The organism is Streptomyces sp. AK08-02, from assembly GCF_033795085.1.
GTDB classification, from domain to species: domain Bacteria; phylum Actinomycetota; class Actinomycetes; order Streptomycetales; family Streptomycetaceae; genus Streptomyces; species Streptomyces echiniscabiei.
The window spans coordinates 22331-36334 of record NZ_JARAZV010000016.1 but is presented as its reverse complement, the minus strand read 5'-3'; the positions used below and the strand labels follow the sequence as shown (position 1 = coordinate 36334).

The following is a 14004-nucleotide window of genomic DNA, read 5'->3' as shown; positions in this document are numbered from 1 at the left end:
CCGGCGGACCGGGTGGCAGGCCGGCTCCCCCGGTCGGCCGATGGAAACGAGATGAGGTTCGAATGCGGCGGATTTCGAAGTCATGGCGCTGGCCCCTGGCGGGAACGGTCCTTGCCGCTGTGGGCGCCCTGTTCGTTCCTGTCGGCGGGACGCTCTGGGTTCACCTGCTCGTGGCCCTCTGCGCGCTGACGGTGCTCGTGCGGCTGGCGCATCGCGAGGTCCCCTTCCCGCTGGCCCTGGCGCAGTTGCGCCTCGGCGGCGACGACCCGGTCGTGCTGCGCGCCCGCGTCCTGTCGGCAGCGGCGGCGTGGATGGAGCAGGGCAGGCTCGAACTCGCGGCCGAGCGGCTGAAGTCGGTCCTGCCGGATCTGACCCGCGTTCTGGGAGCGAGCCACCCAGACACCCTGTCGGCCCGTCTGCTCAGCCTGCAGGTGCGGGGCGAGACGGGTGACCTGCCCGACCGCCTCGCCGCGATACGGGAACTGGTCGCCGACATCACACCGGTCCTGGGGCCCGGCCACCCCGACACCCTGGCGGCCCGCCACTTCCTCGCCGAGTGGCTCAACGAGGACGGCCGCACCGACGAGGCCGAAGCGGCGTACGAGGATGTCGTCGCCACCGGCACCGAGCATCTGGGCGCCGACCACAACCTCGTCCTGATAGCCCGCAGTCGTCTCACCATCCTGCGCCACAGCCGCGGCGGCCCCGACAGCGGTACGGCCGTCGACGACATGACCACCCTCGTCGCCGACATGGAACGGACCCTCGGCCCCGCCCATCCGACGGCAGCCTCCACCAGGCGACTTCTCACCCAGTGGCAGAACACGGGGGCGGGCAGCGGCGCATAGGGCTTCGATCTCCCGAAGGATCTCCCGAAGGGGCGGCGTCGGAGCGGCCCGCCCGACTCCGCGTGCCACGGCGTGTGACCCACCGGTAGTACGTAGTCCGACTACGTAGTTCTCCTGATGCGCGCCGGGGATCCAGCGGCTTGACTCGTCGCACGCCGGAGGATCAGTCGCCGCGTGCCTGTCGTGTGCCGGCTTTCCGGTGGCCCTCCGCCGTTCGCGCGGGGCGACCGGGACCGATTGTCAGTGGCTTCCCATAGCGTTCCGCGCATCGTCGCACTGAGGCCGGGATTCCCCGGCCGGGCTGTGCTGGTTTCACATGTCTCGCGACGCGGAAAGGCGGATGGATCCTGTGGGTTGGCTGTCGGCGGGTGACGGGTACGAAGTCGCCCTGGTGGAGGGCCGGGTGGCCGCGAGGGCCACGTCGGGCAGGTCTGCGGGGCGGCAGTTGAAGACGCTCCCGAAGGGGTTGCGCGACCATCCGGAGGTGGACCGGCTGCGCCGGTTCGCGGAGTGGCTGGACCGGCATGCCACCGCGTGTGTGGCGCAGGTGGACGCCTGGATGGTGTCGTCGCTGCCGGTGCCCACCGGCTTGCTGGCCCGGGTGTGGCCGGACGAGGCGTGGCAGTCCGCGCTGCGCGATCTGGCCGTCGTGGGCGATGACCCGGACGAGGTGGGTTTTCTGCGGGACGCCACCGAGTCCGGTGAACTGCGGCTGGTGAACCTGGACGGTGAGACGGTCCGGTTGTCGCCGCGGTCGGTGACCCTGCCGCATCCGGTGCTGCTGCCGGACCTCGACGACCTGCGGGAGTTCGCGGCGGAGCTGGGGATCGCCCAGCGCGTCGAGCAGATCCACCGGGCCACCTGGCGCAAGCCGGCCGATCTGCCGGAGAAGGCCACCGAGATACGGGAGTTCGCGGGCGGCAAGTACGACTCGCGGTTCGGGCTCGCCGCGCGGGCCACGGCCCTGGGTTACCGGGTGTCGGGGGGTTACGCGACCGGCCGGGTGCGTGACGGCGCGCGGTCCGTCGAGGCGGCGGTGTGGATCGGTGAGCCGTACTGGGACGGGGACACCGAGACCGGCGCTCTGAGCTGGAGTGACGGGGACGGGCGCTCCATCGGGCTGTCGGAGGTCGGCCCGGTGGCGTGGTCGGAGGGGATGCGGATGGCCGCGGCGCTGTACGCCGGCCGTGTGGTGGAGGAGGGGAAGAGCGCGTGAACGCGGTCACCACGCAGGAGAGTTACGAGGATCTGCTGAAGGCCGGTGCGGTGCTGCCCCCGGACACCGAGGGGGCCGGCGAGCGCGCGGTGCCGCTCACGGCACGTACGTACCGGCATCCGGGGCTGGACGGCCGGGTGGTCGTCCGGCTGGTCGCCGGTGAGCTGGGCGCGGCGGAGGACCTTGCCGCGGGCTTCCTCGGTCTGGAGACCGACGCGGAACCGGTCGAGGTCGGGCTCGGGCTGCGCCAGTCCCTCGGCTTCCCCGAGTGGGTGCTGGTGCACCACCCGGAGGACGGGCACCATGCGCTGGGTGTCGTACCGGACCTGGAGCGGGCTGGCCGGCAGGTGAAGTCCAAGCCGAAGGCCGCGCTGGACGCCCATCTGGAGCTGGCAGGCCAACTGGCCGCCGCTGTGCCGCACTTCCTGCCGACGTTCTACGAGCAGGCGGGCCGGGTGTTCCTGGGCGTGGAGAACGCCACGTACGCGGCGCAGATGTTCACCCGGGCGCGCAAGGCGGAGGCCGAACACGGTCTGCCGGTCGACGAGGACCGGCTGGACGCGGTGTTCCTGGAGTTCGCGCTGGCCGGGGCGCTGCCGGTGAAGGTCCTGACGGGGTACGCGAAGGAACTGGCGGCGCGGGTGCCGGCGGACGAGGCGCTGCGCAGGTTCCGGCGGCTGTGCGTGCGGCGTACGGCGGGCGGACTGCCGCCGTCGGCGCAGACGGCCGTCGAACTGCGCAGGCTGGCCAGGGCGGCCGGCGCGGACGCCGACGCGGAGGAACGGTCGTATCTGGCCGAGTTGCTCACCTTGCCGGCCACCCTCCGTGCGGCCCTGGGCTGGTGGAAGGCCCACCGCACCGCCCTGGTGGCACTGGCCAGGGACGAGCCGGAGGTACGGCGGACGCTGCTGGACGTGATGCCGGTCGGCGGAGACAACGAGTTGCCGGCGCTGTGGCTGGAGGTGCTGGAGGAGTCCGGCGCCACCGCCGGGCTCTGCTCGGCGGAGGCGTCCGAGCGGCCCGAGGGCGGCGCGGCCGACTGGCTCCGGCGGTTCCTGGACTTCCGGGGCCACGGATGGCGTCAGCCCCGCCTTCCGGCGCTGTACCCGCTCGTCGAGCGCATGGTGGACGGGCTGCGCGCCGAACTGGCCGGTCCGGGGACGGCCGTTCAGGTCGAGTACGACGTGGATCTGCTGGACCTGCTGCTGGCGGCCCGGGTGCCGGTGGCCGACCCGCCCGAGAACCACCAGCTCCGCCTGGAGCAGTGGGCGGAGGGCGAGGGGCAGCGTGATCTGGTCGCGCTGGAGGCCGACGCCCGCTTCCGGGCCGCCTTCCGGCAGGGCGCGGATCGCTTCGGCGACGACCAGGACGGCCGCCGGGCCGTCCGGCTGCTGGCCGCGTCCCCCGGCGGGCGCCCGATGCTCGCCGAGTGGATGCGCGAGGTCGCCCGGAGCTTCGCCGCAACCGGGCTGCCCGGCCTCCCGGACGCCATGCACCGGCTGGCCCGGATTCCCGGCGAGGCGCTCGCCCTGGCCGAGGACGAGGTGCGCGCCGCCGCCGCGACCGATCTCGCCCCGGTTCTCGCCCGTACCCTGCGCGCCGGGCTCTTCGACGAGTTGCACTGGCCCGCCTGGGAGGAGGCCGCCGCCGCCCTCGTACCCGCCAAGGACGTCGACGACCTCGTCATCGCCGACGCCTGGCCGCACCTGATCGTCGCGGGCCCCGCGCAGGCCCGCGTGATCGGCGCCGAGGGCACCGTCCTCACCCATGACCTGCGCATCCCGGCCCGGGACAACTACGGCGACCCCGGCTACCACTACGTGGACGGTGAGCTGCTCGTCTACTGGAACTCCCGTGCGACGGACCAGCGGTTGCGTGGCTACTGGCACACGGCCGCCGACCGCCCGCAGCCGATGGCGGACGGCGAGAACCGTACCCGTGGACAGCGCATGAACTGGTACAGCGGCGGTGGCAACAGCACCCTGCCGCTGCCCGGCGGCGGGCGTACCACCGGCGCCGGAGTGCTGCACCGGGGCGACACCGCCGTGCCGGACGAACGGCCGGTGATCAGCGACGGGACCTCGTACTGGGTGTGGGTCCGCGACACGGACGATGACCGGGCCTCCGGGTGGCACGAACACGACCCGGCCACCGGGGAGGTCGGCCGCAGGAGCCTGCCCGGGTTCTTCGCCGACGCGGGCGGCACCTTCAGGGCGGGCTGGCTGCTGCCCGCCCCCGACGGCCGGCTGCTCGGCTGGCGCTCACTGGAGCTGCCCGACGGCTCGCTGCGCGTCGAGGATCCGGCCGGAACGGGCGTCACCGTGGCGGCCGGTGGCGAACGGCCGACCCACGCCGTGCTCTTCCCCGGGGACGATGTGCCCCGGGCGGTGGACAGGCGGGGCTTCTACAGCGTCAACCTCGTCGACGCGGACGGCGTCGTCACCTCGACCGCCAGGACCGACCAGGCCCCGGGGACGTTCGCGGAAGGGACGGTGATCCTGCCGCCCCAGCGTTACTGGCACCTCCTCCAGCCCCGGGACCCGCGGGGCTCGGCCGCCCTGCGCCGGATCGACCGCGACACGGCGGCAGCGCTGCTGAAGGCCGCGACGGCGGACCAGGACAAGCACAAGGGCAACGAGAAGAAGGCGGAGCTGGCCGCCCTGGTCCGTACGCTGCTGCCCGAGGTCGGCCATGAGGCGCTGGCCGCAGGTATCGCCGGGGTGGCGCGGTTCGCCGCCCAGCAGCAGGCCGTGCTGGACCGGGTGGCGGCCAAGCTGGCGGAGACGCTCTCGGGCGGGCGGTCGCAGGACGCTCCCGCCGGGCCCGTCGACCGGCTGCTCAGCGCCGCGCTGAACGGCTTCAGCAGCATCCACAGCTGGTACGGCTCCGACGAGAACCACTACGTCATGAGCCAAGTGCGGTTCATCGGCGCGGCGTTGCGGAATCCCGCGGCTCCCGCCGCACCGAAGGGAAGCCTGCACCACGACGGGCCGGCCCTGCCGGGATGGGCGCTGATGTGGCGGGCGCTGCCCGACCTCGCCACGACAGCCGCGTTCCGGGCCGCGTCCGCGACCACCGGCGAAGAACACCGGGACGCGCTGGGCGAACTGCTCCGCGAGCTGGACACGCCGGGCCTGTCGGTCATGGCACCCACGGACTGGCGTCTGTGCCAACTGCACCTCGACCGCGGTCTGTTGACCCAGGCCGACGGCACCGAACGCGAAGGGGCCGACGGGCAGGGTCTGCTCCGACTGGACGACGGCGCGTTCCTGCTCTTCGTCGAGGGGGACGAGGACAGCGCGGGCTGGGAGTTCACGGCGCTCTTCCACGACCCGGCCGGCCGCTTCGAGGTCCCCGCGCCCTACACCGTGCGGTCCTCGTCCCCGGTCGGCGCGGCCCGGGACGCCGGCTGGCTCGCCGCCTTCCGCACCGAACTGGCCGGACGCGGCCCGGCGCCCTGGTTCCCGGAGGCTGCCGAGGAGTTCGCCGCTCTGACCGGGGTCACATCGACCACTGCCCGGCTGGTCGTCGCGGGACTGCCGCAGATCGACGTGTACGAGAGGAACTTCCTGTCGGCCGAGGTGCGGACCCTTCTCGGGGTGAAGGCGGCCGACGCCGCCCTGGCCAAGGACGAGCTGCGCGGGATGGAGGCGGCCACCCGGCAGGCCGTCGTCGCGGCGCTGATGCCGGCCGATCCCGCCCGGCTGTGGACGGACGGCCCGGACGTGGCCGCCGCCGCGGAGGTGTGGAACCGACTGGTCGGGCGGCGGGTCGCGGTGCCCGAGGCACTGCTCGCGGACGCGGTGCGCGCGGTGAAGACGTACTGGGAGCCGAGCCGTTCGCTGCCCGCCCTGCTCGACCCGGCGGCCGAGCCGCAGTTGAGCCAGGACCTGGCCTGGACGGTCCGTGGCGACCGCGCGGCCCCCGTCGACGAGAAGGCCACCGGCTTCACCACGCGGACCCTGACCGGCGCCGTCGCGATGGCCGCCTGGCTCGCCCACCGGCTCCCCGCCGGTGACCCGTTGCGCGCCGCGTTGCCCGGAGCCCTGACCGCCGTACGGGACCGGCTGGCCAACCCCGAGCTGCTGCTCGACCTCGGCCACTACGTCAGCCTGCCCGACTTCCGCAAGGTGGCCGGCGCCCCCACCGAGACCGGCGAGGGCTTCGAGCGCTACGGCGCCGTCCTCATGGCCACCGCCGACGACCAGCCCAGCCCGGCCGTCCGGACGGCGCTGCTGGACGCGGACGGAGGCGACCCCTACCTGGCCGTCCTGCGCGCCGACTCCCCGGAGGTCTCCGTGGCCGAGGGGGCGCTGCGCACCGCCCGCGATCCGCGCTTCGTGGCGCTGCTCGCCGACCCCGGCGACCCGGTCGCGGGCGAGCGGGACGAGGACGGCACCTGGTGGCCGCAGGACGCCTCGCGATCGGTGCCGGAACTGGTCACCGAGGCGGCCAAGGAGTACGGCGTCAGCGAGGACGCCGCCGTGCTGTATCTGGCGCTGCTGGCCATGCCCGACCCCACCGACCGCAACACGGCCCGCTGGACGGGGTGGCAGCGGCGTCGGGGCGGGGCCGCCCGGCTGAAGGCGGCCCGTGCCGAACTGGCCGCCACCGATCTGGTGGTCGAGGCCAGCCGCACCCGGGCGGGACGCTCGCTCTTCCTGCCGGGAGGATGGGTGGCCCTGGGCTCTCCGCACGTCCCGCTGGAGCAGTGGAAGCTGCCCCTGCTCGACCTCGCGGTCGGCCAGAGCGCTCCGCTCGGAGTGCTCGTGCCCACCGAACCCGCCGCCGAGCTCTACCGCCGGGCCTGGCAGCGGGTCCGGGACGGCGACGGCCCGCGCTTCGAACAGCTCAAGGTCAGGCGGGCCCGGCGCCGCTGAGCCCGTACGCGGGGTGGTGGGGGTGCGGTTCCGCACCCCCACCACCCCGCGGCAGGACCTCCCCTTCACGTCACGCAAGCCCCGTAGGACGCAAGGAACTTCATGACCCTGATGGAACAGGCGACCGCCCTCCCGGCCCGGCAGCAGCTGCCCGCCGAGGAGCGCCACGCCACCGAACTCGCCTTCCTCGCCGCCCACGACGACGGACCCCGCCCGCCCGGCTGGGCGCTGACCCCGCGGGCCGCCGTCACGTTCGTCTGCGGCAGCGGTGGCGAGACCCTGAAACTGGCCGAGCCGCACGGGACGCTGCCCGACCGGCTGCTGATCGCCCCCAAGTTCGTCGGTGAACGCGCCCTGGTGGAACGGTGTGTGGTCACCCTCGCCGGTGAACGCGGCCTGCTGCTGGTCGGCGAGCCCGGCACCGCCAAGTCGATGCTCTCCGAGCTGCTGGCCGCCGCCGTCTCGGGCACCAGCGCCCTCACCGTGCAGGGCACCGCCGGCACCACCGAGGACGCCTTCCGGTACGGCTGGAACTACGCCCTGCTGCTCGCCCAGGGCCCCACCCCCCAGGCGTTGGTCAGCTCACCCGTGCTCACCGCCATGCGCACCGGCCGGGTCGCCCGGGTCGAGGAGATCACCCGCTGCCTGCCCGAGGTACAGGACGCCCTGGTGTCGATCCTGTCCGACCGGCGCGTCAGCGTCCCCGAACTGGCGGGCACGGACGACGCACAGGTGCCGGCCGCCCCCGGCTTCACCGTCATCGCCACCGCCAACCTCCGGGACCGGGGCGTCTCGGAGATGTCCGCCGCCCTCAAGCGCCGCTTCAACTTCGAGACGATCGAGCCCATCGCCGACGCCGACGCCGAGACCGCCCTCGTACGCGGCCAGGCCACCGCCGCCGTGCGGCGCGCGGGCGCGGCCTTCGGCGTGGACGAGGCGGTGCTGGAGGTGCTGGTCACCGTCTTCCGCGACCTGCGCACCGGCCGCTGCGGCGAGGGCTGGGACGTGGAACGGCCCGGCACGGTGATGTCCACCGCCGAGGCCGTCCAGGTCGCCGCCTCCCTCGGGGTGGCCGCCGCCTACCTCCCCGGCGGGGACGTCCTCGACCTGGTGCCCGGCCACCTCCTCGGCGTCGTACGCAAGGACGACCCGGCCGACCACGCCCGGCTGCTCGGCTACTGGGACGGCCCCGTACGACGCCGCGCCGAGGACGGCTCCGCGATGTGGCGGCGCCTGTGGGACCTGCGCGGGAACCTGCGGTGACGGTCGATCAGGCGGCTCCGGCCGCCCTGCCGCGGGACCCCGGCCCCCGGGCCGCGGTGGCGGTCCTGGCCGATTCGGTACGGCCGTACCTGCTCGGCGTACGCCACCACAGCCCCGCGCTCGCCGCCGCCGTACCCGCCCTGCTCGACGCCTGCGGGGCGGAGGTCGTCTGCGTCGAACTGCCCGCCGACTTCCAGCCCTGGCTCACGCACCTGGCCGACCCCGGCACCGTCGCACCCGTCGCCCTCGCCGGGGCCAGGGAGGACGGACAGCTCGGCTTCTACCCCTTCGCCGACTTCTCACCGGAGCTGGCCGCCATCCGCTGGGCCAGGGAACGCGGGGCAGAGGTGCATTGCTGCGACCTTCCGCTGGCCGACCCGGGCTGGACGGCTAGCGGGCAGCCCGCTGCTACGGCACCAGGCGCGCGGACCGGGTTCGCCGAGGCGCTCACCGCCGCCGGAACCGGCCGCGACGGCGACGACCTCTGGGACCGCGCCGTCGAGGTCCTCGCCCCCGGCTGCACCCCCGAGGCCGTCCGCCGGGCCGCCCTCGGAGTCGGCTGGGCGCTGCGCCGCGACGCCGAGACCGGTGACGGCGTACCGCCCACGGACCTGGCCCGGGAGGCGTACATGCGCCGCGTCATCGGTGAGGCCGCCGCCGGCGGACACCGCGTCGCGGCGGTGATCGGCGCCTTCCACGCCCCGGCGCTGGCCGGGGAACCGAACAACACTGACACCCACGGCAGCCGCGACCGGAGCACCGGCGGGGGCGGGACCAGCGGCCGGAGCACCGACGGGCACGGCAACAACGGTTCCGGCCCGACCGGCACCGGCACCGGCACCGGCACCGGCAAGCAGGACACCCACAGGCCCGTTCCGGACGGGCACGGCGACGACGGTTCCGGCCCGGGTGGGCCCGGCGCGCGGATGTCCTCCGCGTCTGCCCCGACCGCGCCGGACGCCCTCGGCCCTGCGGGCGACCGGGTCGGCCGTCCGACGGAGCGCGTCGCTGTGGTGCCCTCGGCCGGCGCGGCCAGTCCTGACGGCGGCTCACGAGCCGCCGTCACCTCCCTCGTCCCGTACTCCTTCGACCTGCTGGACTCCCGCTCCGGATACCCGGCGGGCATCCGCGACCCCCGCTGGCAGCAGGCCGTCCTCACCGCTGCCGGTGACCCCGGCCGGGTCCGCGACGCCGCCGCCGGTGCCATCACCGATCTCTGCCGCGAGCTGCGTGCGGCCGGGCACACCGCGGGCACCGGCGAGGGAGTCGAGACCCTGCGGCTGGCCTGCGACCTGGCCCGGCTGCGCGGCCTGCCCGCCCCCGGCCGGGGCGAGTTGCTGGAAGCGGTGACGACCGTGCTCGGCCAGGGCGAACCGCTCGGACGGGGCCGCGCCCTCGCCCGGGCTCTGGAAGTGGTCCTGGTCGGTACGGACCGCGGCCGGGTCGCCCCCGGCACACCGCGCTCCGGGCTCGGCCCCTCCGTGGAGGCGGAGCTCGCCGCGCTGCGCCTGCCCGGCCCGGAGAAGCCCGAGGCGCGTGAGGTCCGGCTCGACCCGCTCCGCTCCGAACGCGACAGCCGCCGCGAGATCCTGCTGCAGCGCCTCGCGGTGTGCGGCGTCGGCTACGGCGAGCCCGTCGAGGTGACCGGCACGGGCGACGGGACCGCCCTCACCACCCGCTGGCGGCTCTCCTGGACCCCGGCCGTGCCCGCCCGGCTCGACCTGGCCGGGGTGCGGGGGGTCACCGCCGCGCTGGCCGCGGCCGGGACCCTGCGCGAGACCTTCCGCCGCGACGCCGCCGACGGCGGAGCCACCTGCGCCCAGATCCTCGGCGCCCTGCGTGCCGCCGCCCGGTGCGACCTGCCCGCCCTGGTAGCCGACCGACTCGCCGATACGGCCGCCGTCCTGCCGTCAGCCGCCTCCCTCCCCGAACTCCTCGAAGCCCTGGACCTGTTGGAGGCACTGCGCAGGGGCCATCTGCCGGGCGCCGGACCCGAAGGCCGCCGACAGGCCGCCGAACTGGCCGCGACCCTGCTCGAAGCGGCGATACGCGCACTGCCCGGCCTGGCGGGCAGCGACCGGCCGGACGACGCCGCCGCTCTGATCGCCCTGTCGGCCCGGGCCGGTGAACACCGCCTCGGCCTGCGGCTGGACGACGCCCTGGGCGCCCTCGCCCGCACCGGCTCCCCGCTCGTCCAGGGCGCCGCCCTGGCGGCCAGGGTCCTGCTGGACCTCGACGGTACGGACGCCCTCGGAGCCCGCGCCGCCGGCTGGATCGACACCGCCACCGGCCCCGACGGCCGCCACCGCCTGGCCCGTCTGCTCACCGGCCTGCTCACCGCCGCCGCTCCCCTGCTCCAGTCGGCACCGGCCGCCCTCGACCCACTGCTCGACCGGATCGACCACCTCACCGACCAGAACTTCCTGGACCGGCTGCCCGCCCTTCGCGGCGGCTTCGACACCCTCGCCCCGGCCGGACGTGACCGGCTGCTGAGCACCGTCACCGAACGCCTCGGCGACCGCCCCGACCTGGCCCTGACCGCCCCGCCCGAACTCCTCGCCCTGTGGACGGCGGCGGACGCCGCCGGGTTCGCCGCGCTGAAAGCCCTGCGGCTGCCCGCACCGGCGGACGCACGGCCCACCGCAACCGGCTCCGCACACCCGGACACCGCCGGGAACGCGCCCCGGGCGGTGGCCCCGACACCGGCGGCTCCGGGGAGCAGGCCGCCGTACGCCACCGGGCCGGTGCCCGGATCCGCACCCGGTGCGGCATCCCGCCTCACCCCCGCCGACCGCTGGCGGCTGCTCCTCGGCCGGGAGACGGAACGGCTCCCCGCAGGAGCCCGTCGTTACGCCCACGCACTCGACGAGCTCTACGGAGCCGGGCGCGGCGAGGGCGCCGACGGCATCGGACCAGGTTCCGGCGGGAGTCCCGGCGGCGGCCGGGAGGCCGCCTTCCCCAGCGCCCGCGAGTGGGCCGCGGAGCTCGATGCCCTGTTCGGTACGGAGGTCCGCGAGGAGGTCCTGGCCCGCGCCGTCGACAGTGGCCGCACGGATGTCCTGGCCGAGCTCGACCCCGCCGCCGTACGCCCCTCCGTCGAGCTGCTGACCTCCGTACTCTCGCTCGCCGGAGGCATGCCCGAGCAGCAACTGGCCCGGCTGCGCCCGCTGGTGCGCCGTCTGATCGACGAGCTGGCCAAGGAACTCGCCACGCGCACACGTCCCGCGCTGACCGGGCTGGCGACACCTCGTCCGACCCGGCGGCCCGGCGGCCGGCTCGATCTGCCCCGCACCCTGCGGGCCAACCTCGCGCACACCCGTCGCCTCGACGACGGCCGTACCGTCGTGGTCCCGGAGCGGCCGGTGTTCAGCACCCGGTCGCGCCGGGAGGCGGACTGGCGGCTGATCCTCGTGGTCGACGTGTCGGGCTCGATGGAGGCTTCCGTCATCTGGTCGGCGCTCACCGCCGCGGTGCTGGGCGGTGTACCCACCCTTTCCACCCACTTCCTCGCCTTCTCGACGAGCGTGATCGACCTGACGGACCGGGTGGACGATCCGCTATCCCTGCTGCTGGAGGTATGCGTCGGCGGCGGCACCCACATCGCGGCCGGGCTCGCCCACGCCCGCTCCCTGGTCACGGTGCCCAGCCGCACGCTCGTCGTGGTGGTCAGCGACTTCGAGGAGGGCTACCCGCTGGGCGGGCTGCTCGGCGAGGTCCGGGCCCTCGCCGGCTCCGGAGTGCACCTGATGGGCTGTGCCGCCCTGGACGACACCGGGATCCCGCGCTACTCGGTCCCCGTCGCCCAGCAGCTCGTCGCCGCAGGCATGCCGGTCGCCGCCCTCAGCCCCCTCGCCCTCGCCCGCTGGGTGGGCGACCGACTTCGCGGAGAACCCCGATGAGCGCCGTACTGCCCCCGGCGGCACCCGACGTGGTCGCCGCCGCCGTCGAAGCCCTCACCTCCCGGCTGCGCGGGAAACTGGACGCGGCGATCGAGCTCTACGCCACGACCCCCGTCACCGCCGACGGCGCGGCCCTGCGCGTCAGCTGCGGCGAGGACACCGAAGTCACCCTCACCCCAGGACCCTCCGGTGCTGTCACCGATGCCGGCCAGGCCGTGTGCAGCTGTCTGCTCGCTCCTCGCTGTCTGCACCGGGCGGCCGTCCTCAGCGCCTGCCCCGTCGCCGACGACCAGGACACCGCACCCGAAGACCCCGAACGCACGGACACGGTGCCCGACGACACCGCACCCGAGGACACGCCTGCCGCCGCGACAGCGCCGGCCGCCGAAGCCATGCCGCCGACCGCCGCACAGGTGAGTGCCGCCACCGGTCTGTGGGCGGCGGCCTCGGCCGTGCTCGCCACCGGGGTCCCCGGCGCGGGCGCGGTGCCTCAGGCGGAGCTGCTCCGGGCCGCCCACACCGCCCGTCTGGCCGGACTGCACCGAGCCGAGGCCGCCGCGCTGCGCGTCGTACGCGGGCTGCGCGGTGCCCGGGCCCGCCACGACAGTCACCGCCTGGCCGACCTGGTCGCCGATCTGCGTGACCTCCTGCTCACCGCCGGCCTGCTGGCGGCGGCCGAGTCCGACCCGTCGCTGATCGGCACCGCCCGCCGCGGTTACGAGCCGGGCGGCAGCCTGCGGGTCCACGGCGTCTGCCGGGAGCCGGTGATCAGTGCGACCGGTTACGGCGGTGTCGTCACCCACCTCGTCTCCGACGACGGCCGCCGACTCTCCGTCGCCGACGTCAGGCCCGGCGGCCCGGCCCGCGCCCGCGGTGCCGCCACCGCCACCGTCGCCCTCGGCGGGGCTGTCCTGGACCACGGCCAACTCGCCCGTGGCGGCCTCCTGGTCACCGGAGCGACGGTCTCACCGGACGGCCGCCTCGGTGCCGGAAAGGGGGTCCGGGCCACCCCGGTGGCCGGCCTGTCCTGGTCGTCCGGACCACTCGCCGCCCTCTTCGGCCGGCCACTGCGAGAGGCCGTCACCGAGCGGCTCTCCACCGATCCCGGCGCCGACCCGGAGCGGGCCGCCCGGTCTGCCGGCGAGCTGGTCGGCTGCGACCTGGTCCTCGTCGGCGTCGGCGCCGCGGGCGACCAGCTGCTCGCCCGCGAACTGCGCTCCCCCGAAAAGCCCGAAGCACCCGACACGGAAGCCCTGTTGATCCGCCTGGTACCCGCCGACGGCCATCCCGATCTCGCCCACACCGCCAACCTCCGGCAGCTCGCGTCCCGTCCCGGGCTCCGGATCCGGGTCGTCGGCCGCCTGGACCCCGACCGGGCCGCCACCCTGCGTCCGCTCGCGGTCGGCCCGCTGCCCGGCGCCGAGCGGACCCTGCGGCTGCCCGCTGAGTGGCTCGGCCACGCGGACCTGGGCTACGACCGCCTCCAGGGCTCGCACTTCCCGCCGCCCGACGCCGGCGCTCCCGCCGAGGGTCTCGCCCACACCCCGCCCGACCCGCCGGCCGACCCGCTGGCCGACGCGCCGCTGTGGCGGGTGCGCCGCATGGTCGAGCTGGCCGTCACCGGAGGTCGTCGAGCGGTCGCCGAACCCGCCCGCAACGGTGAGGTCCGCGGTGACGGAGCGGCGCTGCGTCGTACGGGGTTCCCGGCCGCCGCCGAGCTGTCCGCCGCGCTCGCCGAGGAGGCCGACCGTCGCACCCGCGACGTCTTCGGCCGGATCTGCGAGCCCGATCCGGACGCCTACGCCAGAGCATGGCTCGCCACAGCCGTCTACCTCACCGGCACCGAGCGGGCCCTGGTACGGGCCACCTGGCTCAGGCCACGATGAAGCCGCATGCCG

Annotated in this window: 6 protein-coding genes; all 6 read left to right on the top strand. The window is 75.3% G+C overall.

Annotation, left to right across the window (positions count from 1 at the left end):
* Nucleotides 1–62: 62 nt before the first annotated feature.
* The 6 genes from PV734_RS31145 to PV734_RS31120 all read left to right on the top strand — a co-directional run bounded on the left by PV734_RS31145 (nt 63) and on the right by PV734_RS31120 (nt 13992).
* Complete coding sequence (locus PV734_RS31145; protein WP_319293010.1) at nt 63–848, top strand: tetratricopeptide repeat protein; 786 nt, start codon at nt 63–65, stop codon at nt 846–848.
* 349 nt (nt 849–1197) lie between these two features.
* The gene (locus tag PV734_RS31140) at nt 1198–2064 is read left to right on the top strand and encodes a DUF4132 domain-containing protein (protein WP_319293213.1); all 867 of its coding nucleotides are present in this window, start codon (nt 1198–1200) and stop codon (nt 2062–2064) included.
* Entirely contained in the window at nt 2061–6944 is a 4884-nt protein-coding gene (locus PV734_RS31135) for a DNA-binding protein (protein WP_319293008.1), read from the top strand. The genes PV734_RS31140 and PV734_RS31135 overlap by 4 nt, the downstream gene beginning before the upstream one ends.
* A 102-nt stretch (nt 6945–7046) precedes the next feature.
* Nucleotides 7047–8207, top strand: coding sequence for an AAA family ATPase (locus PV734_RS31130; RefSeq protein WP_319293006.1), 1161 nt, complete (start codon nt 7047–7049; stop codon nt 8205–8207).
* On the top strand, nt 8204–12106 hold the full coding sequence (locus PV734_RS31125) for a vWA domain-containing protein (protein ID WP_319293004.1): 3903 nt from the start codon (nt 8204–8206) through the stop codon (nt 12104–12106). Before PV734_RS31130 ends, PV734_RS31125 begins: the two co-directional genes overlap by 4 nt.
* Nucleotides 12103–13992, top strand: a complete 1890-nt coding sequence (locus PV734_RS31120; protein WP_319092394.1) for an SWIM zinc finger family protein — start codon at nt 12103–12105, stop codon at nt 13990–13992. Before PV734_RS31125 ends, PV734_RS31120 begins: the two co-directional genes overlap by 4 nt.
* Nucleotides 13993–14004: the final 12 nt, after the last annotated feature.

Coding starts and splice junctions, on each gene's coding strand:
- PV734_RS31145 (WP_319293010.1), top strand. CDS start 63: ATGCGGCGGATTTCGAAGTCATGGCGCTGGCCCCTGGCGGGAACGGTC.
- PV734_RS31130 (WP_319293006.1), top strand. CDS start 7,047: ATGACCCTGATGGAACAGGCGACCGCCCTCCCGGCCCGGCAGCAGCTG.
- PV734_RS31120 (WP_319092394.1), top strand. CDS start 12,103: ATGAGCGCCGTACTGCCCCCGGCGGCACCCGACGTGGTCGCCGCCGCC.